General features: G+C 44.2%; 12 protein-coding genes. 11 read left to right on the top strand and 1 reads right to left on the bottom strand.

What is annotated here, in order from left to right; all coding sequences use genetic code 11:
* Window positions 1-2: 2 nt before the first annotated feature.
* The 6 genes from RDN93_RS03195 (at window position 3) to RDN93_RS03170 (ending at window position 8996) form a co-directional block, all read left to right on the top strand.
* Window positions 3-3170, top strand: a complete 3168-nt coding sequence (locus RDN93_RS03195) for a TonB-dependent receptor (RefSeq protein WP_308744209.1) — start codon at window positions 3-5, stop codon at window positions 3168-3170.
* A gap of 14 nt (window positions 3171-3184) precedes the next feature.
* Complete coding sequence (locus RDN93_RS03190; RefSeq protein ID WP_212134031.1) at window positions 3185-5125, top strand: RagB/SusD family nutrient uptake outer membrane protein; 1941 nt, start codon at window positions 3185-3187, stop codon at window positions 5123-5125.
* Window positions 5126-5158: 33 nt separating this feature from the next.
* On the top strand, window positions 5159-5887 hold the full coding sequence (locus tag RDN93_RS03185; RefSeq protein WP_308744208.1) for a DUF3823 domain-containing protein: 729 nt from the start codon (window positions 5159-5161) through the stop codon (window positions 5885-5887).
* A gap of 21 nt (window positions 5888-5908) precedes the next feature.
* Window positions 5909-6742, top strand: coding sequence for an endonuclease/exonuclease/phosphatase family protein (locus RDN93_RS03180; RefSeq protein WP_308744207.1), 834 nt, complete (start codon window positions 5909-5911; stop codon window positions 6740-6742).
* 18 nt (window positions 6743-6760) lie between these two features.
* Window positions 6761-8140, top strand: a complete 1380-nt coding sequence (locus RDN93_RS03175) for an SMP-30/gluconolactonase/LRE family protein (RefSeq protein WP_308744206.1) — start codon at window positions 6761-6763, stop codon at window positions 8138-8140.
* Between the two features lie 133 nt (window positions 8141-8273).
* Window positions 8274-8996: an endonuclease/exonuclease/phosphatase family protein gene (locus RDN93_RS03170; protein ID WP_308744205.1), complete on the top strand. Its 723-nt coding sequence runs from the start codon at window positions 8274-8276 to the stop codon at window positions 8994-8996.
* A gap of 60 nt (window positions 8997-9056) precedes the next feature.
* Here RDN93_RS03170 and RDN93_RS03165 read toward each other — a convergent pair whose 3' ends face one another.
* Complete coding sequence (locus RDN93_RS03165; RefSeq protein ID WP_308744204.1) at window positions 9057-13097, bottom strand: two-component regulator propeller domain-containing protein; 4041 nt, start codon at window positions 13095-13097, stop codon at window positions 9057-9059.
* A 333-nt stretch (window positions 13098-13430) separates the two neighbouring features.
* Between RDN93_RS03165 and RDN93_RS03160 the strand changes: the two genes are divergently transcribed.
* The 5 genes from RDN93_RS03160 to rhaM are packed head-to-tail and all read left to right on the top strand — an operon-like array spanning window position 13431 to window position 21117.
* Window positions 13431-14630 carry a glycoside hydrolase family 88 protein gene (locus RDN93_RS03160; protein ID WP_242398620.1) on the top strand — a complete coding sequence of 400 codons (1200 nt, stop codon included), beginning with the start codon at window positions 13431-13433 and terminating at the stop codon, window positions 14628-14630.
* Between the two features lie 25 nt (window positions 14631-14655).
* Window positions 14656-15906, top strand: a complete 1251-nt coding sequence (locus tag RDN93_RS03155; protein ID WP_308744203.1) for an alginate lyase family protein — start codon at window positions 14656-14658, stop codon at window positions 15904-15906.
* 24 nt (window positions 15907-15930) lie between these two features.
* Window positions 15931-19023, top strand: a complete 3093-nt coding sequence (locus tag RDN93_RS03150) for a TonB-dependent receptor (RefSeq protein WP_308744202.1) — start codon at window positions 15931-15933, stop codon at window positions 19021-19023.
* Window positions 19024-19034: 11 nt separating this feature from the next.
* Window positions 19035-20756 carry a RagB/SusD family nutrient uptake outer membrane protein gene (locus RDN93_RS03145; RefSeq protein WP_308744201.1) on the top strand — a complete coding sequence of 574 codons (1722 nt, stop codon included), beginning with the start codon at window positions 19035-19037 and terminating at the stop codon, window positions 20754-20756.
* A gap of 49 nt (window positions 20757-20805) precedes the next feature.
* On the top strand, window positions 20806-21117 hold the full coding sequence (rhaM, locus tag RDN93_RS03140; protein ID WP_308744200.1) for an L-rhamnose mutarotase: 312 nt from the start codon (window positions 20806-20808) through the stop codon (window positions 21115-21117).
* Window positions 21118-21121 lie beyond the last annotated feature (4 nt).

Raw genomic sequence — 21121 nt, 5'->3', positions numbered from 1 at the left:
CTATGAAACATGCTTGTAAAATGAACACGGTTGTCTTAAAGTCGTTCAACGACCGGCTGAAGATAGCTACTGTTTCAGCTTTAATGGCAGGGACTTTCCTGTGCGTGCCGTTTACGGCATATGCGGAAAGCCCTTCGGTATCGGGTATCGAACAGGTCGTTCGGAATATCACGGTGAAAGGTGTGGTTGTTGACGCCGGCGGAGAACCGGTTATCGGAGCTTCGGTGCAACTGAAAGGTGCTGCCGGTGTGGGGACGATTACCGATGTGGACGGTAAGTTTACCTTGCCGGTTCCCGCTAATGGAGTGTTACAGATTTCCTATATAGGATATAAAACAGCAGAAGTGCGGGTGAATGGACAAGCCGGACTGAAAGTAACTTTGCAGGAAGATACCGAGACACTGGACGAAGTAGTGGTGGTAGGTTACGGTATTCAGAAAAAGGCTTCCGTGACCGGTTCGGTAGCTGCCATCTCTTCGGACAAGTTGATGGAAGTAAAAGCTCCCAGTGTGACGAATATGCTCGCCGGACGTTTGCCGGGTTTGCGTGCCGTACAGCGTAGCGGTAGCCCCGGTGATGATGGAGCTTCCGTCGATATTCGCGGATATGGAAGCATGCTGGTGATTGTAGACGGCATCGAACGTGATTATACGCAGCTCGACCCGAATGATATCGAGTCCATCTCTATCCTGAAAGATGCCGCCGCAGCGGTTTACGGTTTTAAAGGTTCAAACGGTGTTCTGTTGGTTACTACTAAGAAAGGGACGGAACAGAAGGTAAAGATAGAATATAACGGCTATGTAGGCTTTCAGAAAGTGACCCGCTATCCGGAGATGATGAATGCTTATGAGTACGCTTCTCTTTACAATGAAGCGATTCACAATGCCAACCCGTGGCGCGGAGCTTCCGCTTACTCACAAGAACAACTGGAAGCCTACCGGAACGGTACGGCAGGTACGGACTGGTGGAATGAAACGATGCGTAGCACCGCTCCCCAGACTTCACACAACTTGAGCCTGACAGGCGGTACGGAGAAAGTGAAATATTATATGTCTATCGGATATATGGACCAGGGCGGTATCATCCGTTCGGGCGACTGGAATTACCAACGTTACAACGTCCGTTCCAACCTGAGCGTGGAAGTGGCTAAAGGACTGAACGTGGAACTGCGTTTGAGCGGACGCTTCGACAACCGCAAAAAGCCTTACAATGGCGATAACCTGTTCCGTTCGGCACAAATGGCTATCCCGACTTACTCCATGTATGCCAATGACAACCCGGATTATTGGGGAGCCGTAGGAGATATGGCGAACCCCGTGCATGTTTCCGATTCGGACGACAGTGGTTATGAAGACCGCCTGCGTCGCGAATTTAACAGCTCGTTGGCTATCACCTGGCAACTTCCCTGGGTGAAAGGACTGATGGCGAAAGCATTGGTCGCCTACGACTATACGAACAAGGAATGGAAAACGTGGCGGAAAGACCTCTCGGAATATACGTATGATTATGCGAATGAAGAGTATATAGAGAAAGTGGTTAATACCGCGCATTTGGAATCGAAACTGGAAAACTATGACAAACCGACCTATCAGTTCTCTATGAACTACAACAATACGTTCGCCAGGAAGCATAACATCGGTGCCATGCTCGTATGGGAAATGTATAATGACAAGAAGAACTGGGTGACCGGGACACGTGACTTTGCTATCGGGCTGATTCCTGACCTGGACTATGGGGATAAGACGAACCAGGAAGCTTCCGGTAAGACACAGGAAACAGCTCATGCCGGCTTGGTGGGACGTCTGAACTATGATTTCTCTAACCGTTATCTGGTGGAATTCAATTTCCGCTATGACGGAACCTATAAATTCCGTGCAGGTAATCGTTGGGGATTCTTTCCGGGTGTTTCATTGGGATGGCGTGTTTCCGAAGAAGCTTTTTTCAAGAAACTGTTGCCCGATATGGATAATCTGAAAATCCGTGCTTCGTACGCCAAAGTGGGAGATGAAGGAGATTTCGATGCGTTCCAGTATCTGGATGGATATACGTCTCACGGAAGCTATATCATGGGCAGCAACGGAGTGACTTCGGGCATGACTACGGTAGGTATGGCAAATCCGTGGCTGACCTGGTATGAATCGAAGATAATGAACATCGGCTTTGAGGCGTCTTATCACAGGGGACTGATTTCTGTGGAGTTCGACTGGTTCCGCAGAAACCGTTCCGGTCTGCCTGCCACCCGTGTAGGCTCATTGCCTACTATCTTCGGAGAATCAATGCCGCAGGAGAACTTGAATTCTGATATTAACACCGGATTCGAGATTGTAGTCGGGCATAAGAACCGGATTGGCAATTTCAATTATAATGTGTCGGCCAACTTTTCTACTACCCGGATTAAGTATGACTATGTAGAGCGGGCGGCTTCCACCAATATGTATGACGATTGGCGTAATAACACCAACGGGCGTTACAAGGATATCCGCTGGGGAAAGAAAGTAATCGGGCAGTTTACTTCTTTCGAGGAGATTTTGAACTCACCGGTTCAGGATAAGGACGGTAACCGTTCGCTGATGCCGGGTGATTTGAAATTCGAAGACTACAATGGCGACGGTATTATCGATGATAACGATACGCAACCACTCGGACACGGTGCCACTCCTCGTATGTACTACGGGCTGAATATGTCCGGAGAATACAAAGGGTTCGACCTGACTGTCTTCTTCCAGGGAGCTGCCGGACACGATATTTATGTCAGCGGGGATATTCTCGACCCGTTTATCCAGCAAGGTTTGGGTAATGGGTTGGCCATCATGACCGACCGCTGGCATCGGGAAGACCCGACCGACCCTTATAGTAAATGGATTCCGGGATATATGCCTGCCGCACGCGTGGCAGGTGTCGCTGATAACCGTTCCAGTAACTCATGGTCATTGCACAACGCAAGTTACCTGCGCCTGAAAACCCTGGAACTGGGATACACGCTTCCTAAAGCCTTGACCAAAAAGGCGGCTATCGACCGGGTGCGTTTCTATATCAACTGCAACAATCTGCTGACTTTCACCAAGCGTGACGGACTGATGAAGAACGTCGACCCCGAAAGCAATTCCAGCGGAATACGCTACTACCCGCAGATGAAGACGTATAACTTTGGCGTAAATGTAACCTTCTAAAACCAGTAAAGACAATGAATAGGAATTATCTGAAATATATATTGATAGGCGGGGTATCCATCTTCGTATGGACGGGGTGCGATGATTACCTGAACCGTGAGAGTACCAGTGGTGTCAATACACCGGATTTGATTTGGCAAAATCCGAAAGCAATCACAGCCGTTTTGGCGGATATGTATGACTCGGGGCTGAAACTGGATGAGTTCGACGACTGGTATGGAAGCAAGAAAGCGAACCTGGCGAATCAGACCAGCCTTTCGGATGAGGCTACCGCCAGTTATCAGAAAGAGAGCGCATTCGACAAGTCGAACTCTACTTATTCTTATGGCGACTATGTATTCAATGACGACATGGTGACCCGCTATAAGCAAATCCGTATTGTAAATAACTTCCTGCTGAATATTGAGAAAACTTCCGTATTGAGTGAGGATGAGAAAGAAGAACTCGGCGCAGAAGCCCGTTTTATCCGTGCTATGCAGTACTTCGGACTGGTGAAGCGTTATGGGGGTGTTCCTTTGCAGACTGTCCCGCAGGAATATACCGCCGGAAATACGGAAGCTCTTTATCAGGCTCGTGATACGGAAGCTGCGACCTATGATTTCATTATCAATGAATGTAAGGCTATTTATGAATCATTGCCGGAAGTACGCAGCAGTGATGCCAAATACCGCGCAAATCGCGGAACGGTGCTTGCTTTGTGGTCGCGTGCCGCCCTGTATGCCGGTACTATCGCCAAGTATTCCAAGACACTGACTCTGACAGGCGAAGCTGTTTCCAAAGGATATGTTTATATTCCGGAGACAGAAGCGGAACGTTACTTTGACGAATGTTACACTGCTTCATCGAAGATTCTGGATGAAATGGTTCCCCGTGTGTATAGCTTGTATAAATCGACCGGTACAGAACCGGAAGAGCTGGCGCAAAACTTTTACAATCTCTTTTCCAAAGCAGTGAATGGGGATAACGGCGAATATATTTTCCAGAAACAGTATAATGTAGCTGCCGGTAAAGGGCATATGTGGGATAAGCTGAATGTTCCTTTCTCTTATCGTGGCGACGGTTGGGGATGCGGCATGTCACCGGTACTGGAAATGGTAGAGGAATTTGAATATATTGACGGTACGGAAGGGAAGCTGAAGATGAAAGACAGCGGTGGAAAAGCTATCAGCTATGATAGCCCGTATGATATCTTTAAGAATAAAGACCCTCGCTTATTAGGTTCGGTTTACCTGCCCGGTGCTGATTATAAAGGATATGGCGGCGGTAAAATCGAATGGATACGCGGCGTCATCAACGGACAGGATGGGATAGGAACCAAGTATGAAGCTTCCGCCCAACCGGATAAGGAGAACAAGGTCGTAATAGACGGACAGACTTATAATACTTCGGGAAAAGACGGTGGCTCGTTAAGTGTAGGCGACGCCAGCAAGACGGGTTTCTATCAGCGTAAATTCCTGGATGAAAGCTTGACGGACTATACGGACATCGATGCAAAACGTTCTTCTACTCCCTGGGTGGTTTTCCGTCTGGCAGAAATCTATCTGAATCGTGCAGAGGCTTGCATGGAATTGAATCAACACCTGGACGTGGCATTGAAAGATATCAATGAGATTCGCGGCAGGGCAGGCATCAAACTATTGACTGCGGGTAACCTGACGCTGGATAAAGTGCGCCATGAACGGAAAGTGGAACTTGCTTTTGAAAAGCACCGTTACTGGGATTTGAAACGTTGGCGCCTGGCTCATCTCGATGTCAGCAAAGGTGGTCTGACCAATTTCCGCGGTACGGCTCTCTGTCCGTATTACAATGTCAAGAGTGGCAAGTACACCTTTGAAACCGGTGTGCCCGAAAAGAGAAAGCGTCTTTTCCTTGAAAAGAACTACTATACGGTGTTCCGTGCCGAGGACTTGAGTACGAATCCGTTGATGGTACAGAATCCGGGTTACGGTAATTGATACGTCCAATTGTAAGTTTAAAGAAGAAACGATATGAATAAAATAATAAACATAGGATTGACTGCATTATTCGCCTGTTTCATGGCGGCATGCGAAAATGACATCGATAATTATGATGCGCCGAATGGTGGCGTGTATGGCACTATCTATGATAAGGAAACGAATGAACCGGTTCCTATGCCTGTGCCGGGAAGTAGCGGTGTGATGATGAGTTTGTACGAGCAGAATACGGGGGCTACCGCTTCTGTCGATTTCCGTGCCCGCCAGGATGGAACGTTTGAGCATACGAAGGTATTCAATGGCAGCTATCGTATTCAGGCAAAGGATGGCCCTTTTGTCGGGGTCTGTGAGGGATATGTCACCGTAAACGGACAAACGCAGGTTGATTTGTACACAATCCCGTTCTCGCGTATCAGCCTTGATGTGTCTGTATCGGCAGATAATAAGTTGACACTGACCTATGATGCGAAAACATCGAACGAGACATTGCAACTGACGGATGTTTCCGTTATATGGAATTATGCTCCGGGAGTGGACGTGAACAATGCAAATCATGCCACCCTCTCTTCACTGGGGACAAAGGCCAGTGGCACGCACGTCATCGACCTGATGAGTGATACTGAATTTATAGAGAATCATTATAAGATTGTTTCCAACAAGAACAGGGTGTATGTGCGTGTTGCGGCTACGGTGACAGCAGAGAGCAAACCGTATGTGAATTACAGCCGGGTAGTGGAAGTAATTGTGAATGATATAAGATAAACGATAAAAAAGAAGGTAACAATGAAACATAAATTCTATTTATTACTGATACTGTTGGTGGGCGGTTTGTTTGCCGGTTGCAGTTCGGACGATGACGGTGTGACCCCGCCGGACGAAAAGGACGGGGTATTGGTAAAAGTCATGTCTTACAATATATATAGCGGGCAGAAAGTTTATTCCGGGAAAAAGGGAATGGAAGCGATTGCCCAAGTGATTAAAAAGATAAATCCGGACTTGGCAGGTTTGCAGGAGTTTGAGACGAAGACTAACAAGGTGGAGAAAGCGGATATTATCGCCCTGATGAAAGAAGTGACCGGAATGCCTTATGCTTTCTTTGTCAAAACCCGTGATGTGGACGGCGGCGAGTATGGAAACCTGATTCTTTCGAAATATCCGATAAGTGATGAAGTGAATTATGATTTGCCGAGAATAGAAACAGTGGAAGATGTCTACCCGCGTTCGATGGGAGTAGTGAAAACAGAAAAAGATGGAAAGGGTTTCTATTTCGGAGTGACGCACCTGTCTCATGTGGGCAACGAAACTAATCGTATCAACCAGACTACAACGATTATCGAAAAGACAAAGGGCTTGGATAAGCCGATGATATTGACTGGCGATTTCAATGCTTTAGCCGACTCCGGCCCGATGAAGATATTGTATGAGCGTTTTGAAATCGGTTGCCTGAACGGGAACTATGGACTGACAACGGGAACGCCCGTTCCGGTGAAAGCGATTGATTTCGTATTGTACACTCCGGATGAAGGAATGTCTCCGAAAGCCTATGATGTGTATTATGATGCTTATGTAGAATCAGACCACTTTCCGGTGGTAGCTACGTTCAGTATAAACGATTAATCTAAAAAAGACAGAAACATGAAAACATTGATACATCATTTGAAACGGTTTTCTATCTATTCTCTGATGTTTGCGTCAGTCGGTTTTGCCGCTTGCGAGGATGAGAACCGGCAGGATATGACACCTGAAATCGGAGAAGGAGAGGCTACTCCCAAAATCACTATGTACACGCCGACAGCCGGCGGGAAGTCTACAAGTCTGACTTTGTATGGTACGCATTTTGGTACGGATTTGGATAATATCCGCGTGACAGTCAACGGGGTGGATGCCGAAGTGACGGGTGCGCTGGGGAATATTATTACTGCCAATGTGCAGAGGGGTTCCGGCTCCGGTCCGGTGAAAGTGTATCTCGGTCAGGGAGAAGCTGCGCAGGAACTGACATATAAAACGGAGTTTGAGTATTCTCAGTCTCCTATTGTAAGTACTTATATCGGCAGTTATGTTCCTGCTGCAAAAACGGAGAAGAAAGAGGGGGCTCTCATGGAAGCGGTTCTTTGGAAACCGGGTTCTATTGCTTTCGACAAGGAAGGTGCTTTGTATATCGTGGAAGATGACGACCGTGATATCCGTATCGCGAAAAACAATCAGGTCGCTACTTTCTTACGCGGAGATGGAACCGGTGGAACTGTATTCAGAATGATGAATATCGCTTTCTCATTGGATGGCAATACTTTATTCTTATCCAATGATGCCAACGCTTCGGGCAATGCACATATTGCAACAATGCCATGGAGCAATGATACGCATCAGTATGACGCTGCTAATCTGTTTGCAATATGGTCAATCACTCCCTCTTTGGGGAATGGCGTCACTAATGTAGGTGTGCATCCTGTCACGGGAGAGGTTTTCTCCGTGGCTCATGGAAATGCCATGATTTACAAATATGACCCGGAGCAGAATACGATGGTGGCAACCGGCATGCAACTTCCCGATGCAGCAGGTAAAAATGCGTCGAAAGTGAAAATCCGCTGTATCCTTTTTGACAAGGCAGGAACTACTGTGTATATGAGTTCACAGGAAAAAGATGTGATTTATAAAGGAGATTATGATATGTCGACAGGCGAATTTTCTAATCTCCATGTCTGGGTAGGGCAGTATGAGAATGCAGGTTTTGCAGAAGGTCAGGGAAATGAAGCCAAACTGGAAGAGCCTTGCCAGATGGATTTGGATGAAGAAGGAAATATTTATGTAGCAGTCCGTAAAAAGCATCGTATAGCGAAAATTACCCCTGACGGTATGTTGACAAACTACACCGGTACAGGCACTTCCGGTACGACAGACGGCCCGTTGGATAAAGCGCAATTCAACCATCCGGAAGGTGTACAGTTCGGTCCGGACGGAGCATTGTATATTTCAGATTATTGGAATCATAAGATTCGTAAGATAGAAAAGGATTAATTTTGTATCAGGTAGGAAAGATTGTTTTTCAAGATAACATTCACTTATTAATTGGTCGTATATGAATTTTAGAATATGCATTTTATTGTTTCTATTGTGTTGTTTGTTACAACCCTCAACAGCACAGAAATCTGTGACAAAACCGAAAGAGGTCACAGTAAAAGCCATGACTTACAACACGTATAGCGGTCGTAAACAAGGAATTGATAAGATTGCCGAAGTCATTAAGAAAGAGAACCCGGATATCGTTTCACTCCAGGAAATAGAAAGAAACACGGAGATTAACCCTTGGGATACTCCGAAGAAACTGTCGGAACTGACGGGAATGAAATATTATTATTTTGCCCATGCGCTCGATATTCCGACTGGCGGAGATTACGGAAATGTGATTCTTTCCAAATATCCGGTTTCCGAGGAAAAGAGTTTTAAGTTGAGTGTACTGAAAGAAGGTGATTATGTCCGTTCTTTCGGTTATGTGAAAGTTGTGAAGGAAGGCAAGGAGTTCTATTTCGCTACGACACATCTGGACCATAAATACGAAGATGCTGCCCGTCTGAAACAGGTTGATGAAATTCTTGCGTGCGTGGAGCACTTGGATAAACCTGTTATCTTGGGGGGAGATTTGAATTCCCGCCGTGGTTCTGCTACCATGGCTGCTTGTAAAAAGTATTTCACCGTAAATTGTTTGAGTGATGGTGCCCCATGGACAGTACCCGTACCAAGTCCGGCTTACGCATGTGACTGGTTGATTTATGCGCCAAACGAGGCTTTTACTGTGAAGGCGTACAATGTTTGTTATTGGGCGGATAAGGAATCAGATCATTATCCGGTAGTGGCTACTTATCTTATCAAATAAGAGGGTGTTCTGACATGCTTATGGTTCTTTTTATATAAACCGAATTCTTGTAAAGCAGCATTATTCTTTTTGTTCTTGATGAACCTTTCGATAAGCAGTAGGAGACATACCGAAATACTCCTTGAAGCTTTTTCCGAAATAGTTCAATGAACTGAAACCTAGCTGAAAACTAATATCGCTGATGTTGTATTCTTCATTTTCCCGAAGCATTTTAGCGGCAGTTTTCAGCTTTATATTTTGGATAAAGGAATGGGGGGATTCTCCAGTTATCTTCTTCATTTTCAAGAATAACTTTGTCCGGCTCAGCCCTAACTCAGCACATAGTAGTGTGACGTTAATATCTCCGTTTCCTTCTTCCAGTCTGGTTTGTACAATTCTTATTATCTGGTCAATAAAATCCTGGTCGAGTTTGTTATCAGTCAGTTGTTCCGCACTGCTGTTTTCTAATGCTCTGTATCGTTCTTGTAATTTTCGTCTGTTATTTAGTAGGTTAATACATTTGGCGATTAGGATTCTGATATTAAAAGGTTTAGTGATATAATCATCAGCCCCGCAATTCAGACCTTTAATATTATGTTCCACACTGCTTAGTGCAGTGAGCAGGATGACCGGTATGTGACTGGTATCAAAGTGTGATTTTATTCTTGCGCAGAGATTTATGCCGGAAATGCCGGGCATCATGACATCTGATAAAATAAGGTCCGGTGAGTTTAACTGTGCAATCTTAAATGCCTCTTCACCATTCTTGGTCTCAAAGATTTCAAAAATAGGTTCAAATATCTCTATAAGCAGTTTCCGCAATTCATCATCATCTTCAACGATAAGCAAGGTAGATGAATGGTCGAAGTCCTTTTTTTGCTGTGCGATGAAATCTTCCAGGTTTTCTTTTTTGCTTTCTATGCTTATAGCGTTGTTGATAATTTCCTTGTTCCCTTCATCTTCTATAATAGTGACATTTTTGTCTTCCTTGAAGTGCTCCTTGCCGACAGGTAATTCAACAATGAACGAACTTCCTTTGTGTTCTTCACTTTCCACTGTTATTTGTCCGTGATGGGCTTTTACGATGTTGAGTGACAGCGATAATCCTATGCCGGTTCCGGTATTGGATAATTCTCTGTTTACGGAGTTATTCACCTGGAAGAAACGTTCAAAGATTCGCCCAGTCATATCTTTGGGAATTCCGATGCCGGAATCGGTGAAAGTTATAATTACAGAAGAATCCGATGAGGTTATTTTTATCTCGACCGTTCCGTTTTCCGGAGTGAACTTAAAAGCATTTGACAGGATATTATTGAATACCTTTTGTAGCTGAACTTCGTCAAACCACGCGTACCGGCTCTTTTGGTCGAACACAAAATTGAAATGTATATTCTTTAATTCGGCATAACTGACGAAAGAATCATATATCTCTTGTGTGAATAGCACTATATCCTGCTGCTTGATTCTTAATGAGAAATTCTCCTTGTTGTATTTTAGGAAATCGAGAAGTTCGTTTATCAAAGCTCCCATTTTGGCAGCCCTGTTGTGTACTTCACGCAAACTATTCTGAATGGTTGGCAATGAATAATTGGACATAAGGATAAGCTCCAGTTGCCCGGATATCAGCGCAATAGGTGTTTTTAATTCATGTGATATGTTCCCGAGAAAACGCATCTTGGATTCGTTTATCGCATCTTTTTGCAGTTTGTCCCGTCTTTCAAGTTCCAGTGAGTTTCTTAGCAATAACTTGGAACGGTAGAAATAGGCGATGCTGACGATGACGGATAATATCAGTAATGTATATAAGAGATAAGCGTACCAGGTGGCATAAACCGGGGGGATAATCGTAATCCCGAGACTGATTTCATTAAGTTCGGCTTCATCCTTAAAAGAGATGTTTCTTACTTTTAACTTATAATCTCCATAAGGTAAGTTCATGTAGTTGATTGATTTCTGGGGATGAAGTTCAATCCAGGTATGGTTATATCCGTCCAGTTTATATTGATATTTGGACTGTCCGAGATTAACGAAGTCATTGGTTCCGATTTCGACGGATATGTTATTTTCGTGATGTTTCAGTTTGATGTGGTCTGTTGCGAAAAGAGATTGGGGTAATATCCGTGAAGAATCGTTTGCCGCTACTTCCTTGTTGTTAACGAATAGTTTGGAGAAAAACATCTTAGTGGGCAGACTTTCCGGGAATAAGTTGCTTTCGGAAATAATGGCAAGGCCGTTTATTCCACCCATGACGATGCGGTTATCACTGGTCTTCATGATGTCGCCCGGAATCATTGACGGAAGGACGAACTTGTTCTGCGATTTATAATTGTAGCTTCTCTTTGTGTTGAGGTCGATATAGGACAAGCCGTTTGCACTGGTGACCAGAAGCTGATGGCGGGATAAAGAATAAACGGCACTCAGATAATCGCTGTCGAGATTACTATTCTTGCCGTTTATCTGTTCGAGCCTGTCCTGAGCCGGATAATAAATAAGAATACCTGCGCCTAATGTTGTGGCTATGATACGATTGTCGTTGTCTTGGATAAGAGATGTTATGGTATTCTTTGAAGAAGCGGTGATTTGCGCTAGATATTTGTCGAGGCTACGTACATAGTTTTGTTTGATGCTGTAGTAACACAGGTTATTTCCCCCAATCCACAGGTTGTCCTGTTTGTCTATCATCAATGAATTTACGGCATAGATGTATTTGTCAAGAAGAGATATTTTCTTGATGCTGTAATCTTCCAGATTCATATAATATACACCTGAGAGCGTACCCAGATATAAGATATTCTTGTGGCGGATGATAGCTTGAACGATTTCTGAGCGTTTTGTGTGGTCGGACGAATCAATAGTGAAATGCTTGAATTCTTTTTTGTCAATTGAGTAGCTGCAAAGTCCGCCGAGATGAGTTCCTACCCATACTGTATTGGACGCATTATCATAATACAGGGTCTTGACATTATTGTGGGATATTGTATGGTTTTCTTTCGTGTAATATGTATAGTCATTGGTTGCGGGCAGGTATGACACCAGGCCGTCCCCTTCTGTGCTTATCCATAGACGCCCCGTCCTGTCTTCTATAATTTTGCTGATTACAGGCCCGATTCCGGCGTGTCCCAGTTTCAGATTATTGTATTCGAAAATGTCGGTGTGCGGATTGTAGTAGTCCAGCCCACCGTAGTAAGTGCCGAACCACATCGTGCCTTGGTCGTCCTTCATTATAATCCAGACAGAGAGGTTGCTCAATCCCACACTGCCTTCTTTCTCCAGACCATAAAAACTGATATCACCTGTTTTCGGGTTTATGACGTTCAATCCCAACATGGTTCCTACCCAGATATTTCCATTGTTATCTTCGCATACCGTCCTTACATAGTTGCTGGCTAAGGTAGGTTCCGTATATTGGACGATATCTCCCGACGGAGTTAATTTGAATAACCCTTCATTCAGAGTGCCCACCCAGACGTTATTCCGGCTGTCTTCGTTTATGGATATAATTTCGCTGCGGGTGGTCAGTATTTTCCGTTGTCTGCCCGATGGGTCGATGGAAAATACACCGTCATGTTTGGTTCCGATATATAGCATTTTGTCAGATGCTTCTTTCAATGACGAAATGCTCAGGTTATTACTGTCAATTTTGTATTTGGCCTGGCATATTCCTTCCTTATAATTATAGACACTGTCCAGTAAACCAATCCATAGAGAGTTGATGCCGTAGTTGAAAGCGATGGACGGCAATATCTGTGTGTTCGGCTGGCTGAATATGATACGGCTTTCCTCTTTTATCAGGTTATATTCAATGATGCTGTAATCCGTATTGACGTATAAATGCCCTTTCTTGTCCCCACAAATTGTCGGAACAAGGTTGGACTGTATCCAGTTGTTTATTCCCATGAAGTTGACAGACTCGATATAATTCCCGTTATACTTCTTCACGCCGTCTTTAGTTCCAATCCACAAGACGCCGGACTCATCCTGATAAAGTCCGTTGATGGTTATCTGGGGAAACATCGAATTGAGTGACAAATGCTGAAAGTTTACCGTTTCGGACGCAACGGCGGATGAAATGCACGCAACCAGCATAAATATAATAGCAACCAGTCTGTTATGTTCAGCCATATATTAAAAGCGTTAATTAAGTTTCTATTGTTTTCGGAACTTCCTATATTTAATTTTGAAATTCATCTTAGGGATTTATATAGTGGGGGACTATTTATTATACATCTTATATCTGATGGCAGGTTCGATAATTACAAATGTATCGTTATTTTTTGAGATAATGAAACGAAAAGCGGTTTGTAACAGGGATATGAACAAAATTGTAGAACCTTTGGTACTTTTTTATCCAATACTGCTTCCCGTAATCTCCTACTTTTGCTCTTGTTGCCAAACGAAAGCCTTTGGATGAATCTTTTAATTTTTAATATACCCCAAATTATAAGCAAAGAAAATATGAAAAATTATGTGGTGATATGCCTGCTCTCATTTATGGTATCAGGATGTGTAACAACTCCGGAACCTTCTATGGAACACGTTGTCGATTATGCCTTGAATCGGGCGGTAGAACAATATAAGCATATGTACGCTGTCATGGATTCTATTCCGGAGATGTTACCCCGTTCGGTGGATAAAAACGGCGGGCTTGAAACCTCGGACTCTTATTTCTGGACGAGCGGCTTTTATCCCGGAACTCTTTGGTACTTATATGAATATACCGGAGACGAGCAACTAAAGGAGATGGCTTCCAGAATGAGTGACAGAGTGGAGATTCAGAAGTATAATAAGGACAATCATGATGTCGGCTTTATGATTAACTGTTCTTTCGGGAATAAATACCGGTTATTGGGTGATACTTCCTGTATTGATATAATTACTACGACCGCCCGGTCGTTATCTACGCGCTATCGTTCAGCCGTAGGATGCACGCGTTCATGGAGCCATCCGGGAACCTTGCATTGGCAGTTTCCCGTAATCATTGATAATATGATGAATCTTGAATTGCTCTGCCGTGCGACGGAGTTCTCAGGTGACAAGAGTTTCTACAATATGGCAATCTCCCATGCTGACAAAACAATGGCGAATCATTTCAGACCGGATTATAGTTGTTATCATGTGGTGAACTATGACACGATAAGCGGGAACGCGCTTCAAAAATGTACATGGCAAGGATATGCTGATGAGTCGGTATGGAGCAGGGGACAATCCTGGGCGTTATACGGATATACGATGATGTATAGGGAGACGAAACAACCACGCTATCTGGAACAAGCCAAGCATATCGCCCGGTTCTTGATTAACCACCCGAAGATGCCACAGGATAAGATTCCCTACTGGGATTTTGACGACCCTGGTGTTCCGAATGTCTTGAGAGATGCTTCGGCTGCTGCTATCATGGCGTCTGCCTTGTTGGAACTGTCGGACTATGTGGATAAAGCAACCGGGCAAGACTATATCACTGTTGCTGAAACACAACTTAAAACGTTGGCTTCGGACGAATATCTGGCAAAGCCGGGAGAGAATGCTAATTTTATACTTAAACATAGTGTTGGTTTCTTACCTCAGAACAGCGAGGTAGATGTACCCTTGACTTATGCTGATTATTATTTTGTGGAAGCACTAATGAGATACAGGGCTATGTGTTTGAAAGAATAGAGTTCTTAATTAAAATCATTACTATATGAAAAACAAGTTGATGAAAGCATCGTTGCTTCTGTTTCTGATGAGCCTCATTGCAAGCAAATCACTTTCTCAGAACCAGTCGGTTAGAATCAAAGCGGAACATCCCCGCCTGGTTTTATCGAATACAGATATAGAGTTGATGAGAGGAAATGCCCTTTCGGGCATTGAGCCTTGGAAAACGGCTTGGGAAAGACTTAAGAATGAAATTGACGGTTATGCAGACGGAAAATGGAAAGTGAATGTATATCGGGGAGATGCCAGTATGTCATTTTATAAGGCCGCCATACGTGACGGTTCGGCTGCAAGGGATTTGGCAATAGGTTATCAGATAACTAAAGACAAGCGTTATGCACGCAAAGCCATTGAAATTATCAATGAGTGGTCTTCACCCAAAGACGCGCCGGGTACTTATTTCGACCCGGATAAGTTCTATCCTAATACGGGAATGTTGGTATCACGTGGTGTATTTGCGTTTCTTTATGCTTATGATTTGCTTTGTGCGGATAACTTGATAGAAAAAAGCAAACGGAAGCAGTTTGAGGGATGGCTCAGAATACTACTTCCCCATATAGAAGAGGGAATGAAACGCTGGGTGGAGAATGACTATTTTGGTAAACAGTATTTCCAGAATCATATCGTCGCGGAGGTTGTGGGACTAATGTCCATTGGTATTATTTTGCGTGATCATAAGTTGGTAAACTATGTATATGACGGAGAAACGAATCCGCACAGTGTAAAGAAAGTGATTGAAGGCATCATTCTGATGAAAGGACAACCGCCTTATTCCGGCGAACCCGGCTCGTGGCCTGCGCAGGATGGGGAGATAATGGACAGGTACAGGCATTTTGCATTAACACATTACGGGCAGACTACGAAACCGAACAGAGCCTTGCAATATGCCGGACTATCTACCAACCTACTGATGATTACAGCAGAGATGGGACGTTTGAATGGCTTGGACATTCATCAATATGTAGCTCCTACCGGTGAAAGTATCAAATTGCCGTTACTCTTTTATGCTGATTTTTATATCACTAAGGATGCTTCCATCAAAGGTGGATTCTATGCAGGCGAGGACTCCTGGATAAATTACAATGACCAGTCTGTATTCACGCTGTGGGAAGTAGCGCATGCCCGTTACCCAGAGGAGAAGACCTTTAATGACGTTTTACGTGCCAATGACCGCACTGCCCATAACCTGCATCTATTGGGCCCGGTGGTTTTGACTCACGGACGTTGTATTGAATAAAATAATCTTTAATAATTAATATCTATGAAACAGAGAAACATCAGTAAAGGAATATATTCATTCTATATGATTATGTTCATGCTCATGATTCCGCTAGTCGGCATATGGGCTCAGGAGCCGTTGAATATAAACGGGAAAGTCGTAGATACGGACAATGAGCCTATGATTGGAGCTACTGTTCAGGTGAAAGACAAGCAGACGGGGACTATCACTAATATAGACGGTCGCTTTTCTGTCAAGGCTCAGGCAGGAGATATACTAGTCATTTCCTATATGGGATATGCTTCCCGGGAAATGGTGGCATCAAAGGCAAATGGGGCGACTATCACCTTGATTGAAGATGGAAAAACATTGGAAGAAGTGGTAGTCGTAGGATACGCCACCCAAAAGAAAGTCAACCTGACGGGTTCGGTGTCTACGGTGAACCTGACAGAACAGGCCGAAAGTCGTCCGATGACAAGCCTTTCAACCGGACTGGCGGGATTAAGTTCGGGACTGTATGTCAACCAAGGTTCAGCCCGGCCTAATAATGATGGAGCCACATTGCTTATCAGAGGGCAGGGAACACTGAACAATTCCTCTCCGTTGGTCATTATTGATGGTGCGGAAGGGAATATCAATGAAGTCAACCCGCAGGACGTGGAATCCGTTTCTGTATTGAAGGACGCATCATCTTCCGCCATTTATGGTTCGAGAGCAGCCAATGGAGTTATTCTGATAACGACCAAGAAGGGTTCGGAAGGCAAAGCTTCCATTTCTTATAATGGGTATGTTTCTTTCCAGAAACCGTCGAATACCATTGAGACGGTGTACAATTACGCTGATTATATGGAATATTATAATGAAGCGGCTTACAATGTCGACCCGACGGCAGTGCCGGTATATTCGGAACGGAAAATTGCGGAATGGAGAGTGCACCCCAACGAACCTTATCTGTATCCGAATACGAAATGGGAGGATGAAGTCTTTTCGACAGGTGTGTCTACCAATCATAATTTATCCTTCTCTGTCGGGAATCAGAAATTGAAAGCATTTGGTTCTGTGGCTTATCTGAACAATCCGGGTATTGTGGAGAACTCTGCCTATGAACGGTTTACTGCCCGGCTGAATGTGAATGCGGAGTTGAAGCCGTGGATTACATTGGGCATGAATATCAGCGGGCTGACATCAAATGCAGAAATGGGCTCCAAATATATGAGTTCGCTTTTCAGTAATATTTCCAGTCCCGGCATCGTCTACCGGCATCCGGACGGCAGATATGGGGCGGCAGAGAACCCGGAGGAGAATCAGCAGGTACAAAGTCCTCTCTATCATTTGAACATGTATCAGGGAGATATTGAAGTCAATAACATCACATCCCGTTTTTGGGGGAATATAAAGGTTTTCAAAGGTTTAAATATAGAAGCGTCTTACACGTATCGCCGTAATAATCTGCAAGAGGAGGAAACCCCGGTTTATGCTGATCGCTGGAGTTTTCAATCCAATACAATAACTCAGTTGGCAGCCGGCAGAACGTTTGTGAGAAACAAGAACTGGACGAATACGCATCATGTGGCTGATGTAGTGGCACGTTATCAAAAGACATTCTTCGATAAGCTGGATGTAGGTGTACTGGCGGGAGCCAGCCAGGAGAAAGACAATGTAAAATGGTTTGAAGCGAAGCGGTATGATCTGCTTGCGGATAACTTGTCTGTCATCAATGGTGCTACCGGAGATTCTGAGACAAGCGGAGCTGCGACGGACTGGGTGATGCGTTCTTATTTCGGACGAATCAATCTGGCGTGGGCGGATAAATATCTGTTTGAGGGGAATATCCGTCGTGACGGCTCTTCACGCTTCCATAAGAATCATCGGTGGGGGACATTCCCTTCCTTCTCCTTGGGTTGGCGAATGTCGGAGGAGAACGTCATGAAACCAGTCAAATGGCTTGATATGCTGAAGTTGAGGCTTTCATGGGGGGCACTGGGTAATAATGCGGTAGATAATTACGAATATCAGTCCGTGTACAATAAAGATAATTATGTGCTGGGGAACTCTGTTGTGCCGGGACTGGCGCAGACCCAACTGGCCAATGCGATGGTATCATGGGAAACGACCTATGTCACCAATATCGGACTTGATTTCAGTCTTTTCGGTTCAAAGCTGGATGGTACAATCGAACTTTTTAATAAGGATACTCATGATATTCTTATCGACTTGCCGGCACCATTGCTTGTAGGCAATGCGTCTATCCCTACCCAAAATGCGGCAAGAGTACGGAACAGGGGACTGGAAATGAATCTGAAATGGAATCACCGGATAGGTAAGGTAAATTATTTTGTGGGTGGTAACTTTACTTTCATCGACAATGAAGTAACCCGGTTTAAAGGAGAGGAAAGGTCGATTTCGGGGACGAATATGATTCAGGAAGGTTATCCTATCAATATCCAGTATGTATTGGCGGTAGACCGGATTCTGCAAACGGACGAAGATATGTTGTTTGTTGAGAAGATGATTAAAGATGCGCCGATTGATGCTGCTACGAGTCAACGTGTCAACCCGTTCGCTTCCTACGGGACTCCGAAGAAAGGTGATTTCTTGTATAAAGACTTGAATGGCGACGGTATCATTGACGATAATGATAAGTACGCAGTAGGGCATGGACTTGCTCCCCGCCTGACGTATGGGTTCTCGTTGGGGGCGGAATGGAATGGGTTTGACTTCTCTTGTCTATTCCAGGGCAACGCCGGTCTGCAGGTATATTGGCAGGATAAGTTCTATATGGGATATATCAATTATGGTGATGTAATCAATAAAGAGATAGCTGAAGGTGCCTGGCGTGAAGGGCGTACGAATGCTACTTATCCCCGATTGCTGACCGGTCTGAATACGATAAATGCCCAGCCTAATGATTTCTGGGTTCAGAATAAGTCGTATTTGCGATTGAAGAATGTTCAGATAGGATACAAGCTTCCGAAGAAACTTCTTCAGAAACTGGATATATCCCAGTTACGCTTATACACTAGCCTGGAGAATATGTTAACCTTTACTTCCTACAAAGGAATTGACCCGGAGATAAGCGGCACAACTTATCCTACGATGAAGCAGATAACAGTAGGTATAAATCTAGTCTTTTAAAAATTACGATTATGAAAACAGTCAATTATATTATTATAGCAGTTGCAGTGATGCTGGGATTCAGCAGTTGTTATGATTTGGATGTGGCTCCGTATGATAAGGTCGCTCAGGGTAATTATTGGAAAACGGAAGCCGATGCCAAATCGGGAGTTATGGGCGTATATGCCCAACTGAAAGATTATGGTGCTTATGGTTATATGCCTCTTTTTGATACTTATTCGGATGTAGCTCACGGTCCGGGCGGGCCGGTGGAGCAGGGTACATATAACGGCGCGTATGATTTCCTGGTACAAAACTGGCAGGACACTTATGATGGTGTGCAGCGTGCCAATACCGTTATCAAGAATGTGTCGGGTATGTCAATAGACAATCAGGTGAAAAATAATGTCCTGGGGGAAGCCCATTTTTTGCGTGCCTTGTATTATTTCCATTTAGCCGATTTTTTTGGCGGAGTGCCTATCTATGATGAAAGTTGGGAAGTTTCCGAATCTTTCAATGAAATGCTGTTACCCCGTAATTCACGGGAGGAAGTCTGGGACTTTATTATTAAGGATTTGACTTTTGCCATTGCAAACCTTCCTCTCAAATGGGACGCATCCGACTACGGAAGAGTAACGAAAGGGGCGGCTTATGCCCTGCGTGGAAAGGCGCATCTATATACAAAGAACTGGGATGAGGCAATTGCCGATTTTGAGGAAATCGTATATAACAAAACGAATCAGTACGGTTATCAGTTATATCCGGATTATCTGACACTATTCACTTCGGCAGGGCCGGTTCCTAATGACAACGAAACGGTCTTTGCTATTCAAAATAAGGGTACTACTGATAATTTATATGGTATGCCACTTTGTACTTTGTATGGGACGCGAGGCTCTTATGGCGGTGGCCGTGCCACGTGTATGCCGTCGGTAACTTTGGCAGATATGTATGAAGAAAAGGATGGGCGGAAATTTGACTGGAACAATTATATTTCCGGATATAATGAAAGCGATGCAGTGAAGAAGAAAGCGTTTCAAGCAACGTTGAATTCGACAAAACAAAAGTTGGAAACCATTCCGGATACTACCTTATTGGGTGAAATCTACCGGGGAAGGGACCCGAGAATGATGCAGTCGCTGATTGTTCCTTATTCTTATTATAATGGATATATAGTGGGAACAGGAGCCAAAAAACAGTTGTACGCAGTTGCGGCAGGTACTACGGTAGCCAATGGGTTTATTCAGAATGACAGGGGGTGGAATGTGTATTTCTACCGGAAATTTGTTCCTGTTGAGGATATGGGTGGCGCAATCACCAATCGTAATTATACGCCTATCAACTTCCCTATTATCCGTTTTGCTGATGTATTGTTAATGTTGGCTGAGGCTTATAATGAAGATAATCAATTGGACAAGGCTGTCGCTGAACTGAATAAGGTAAGAAGAAGGCAATCGACGAATATGCCGGCATTGAATAGTGGCCCGGCTTGGTTACAGGTTTCCGATAAAGAAGAGATGTTTGAACGTATTATGCATGAGCGGGCAGTAGAACTTGTCGGTGAGGGGCATCGTTTTAGTGATTTGAGACGCTGGGGATTGGCTGTGCAATATTTGAATAATCGTCAGGAGAAAGACTTTACCGGTGAAATCCGCTTTACACGAAAATTCTCGGAAAGAGATTACTTGTGGCCTGTCCCAAGTGAAGAGATTCAACGAAATCCAGCTTTAAAACCTAATAATCCGGGATGGTAACCTGTCTGTTTTTTCGTATTTACTTAATGTAGACAAATGGAGGTAAACAATGAAAAGAGAAGCTTTTAAAATGTATCTGAAGCCCGGTTTTGAACAGGAATATCAAAAACGGCATAATGAAATATGGCCTGAACTGGTAAAGCTTTTGAAGGCAAACGGAGTATCAGACTATTCTATCTTTTGGGATAAGGAAACGAATGTGCTGTATGCTGTGCAAAAGAATGACGGTGCAGGTTCTCAGGATATGGGTGCCAATGAGATTGTACAGAAATGGTGGGACTATATGGCGGACATCATGGTGGTCAACCCGGATAATTCACCTGTCAGCATTCCATTGGAAGAAGTTTTTTATATGGAATAAGAAT

Origin of the sequence: uncultured Bacteroides sp., assembly GCF_902491285.1 — a bacterium.
Classification (GTDB): domain Bacteria; phylum Bacteroidota; class Bacteroidia; order Bacteroidales; family Bacteroidaceae; genus Bacteroides.
This window is presented reverse-complemented; position numbering and strand designations above follow the sequence as displayed.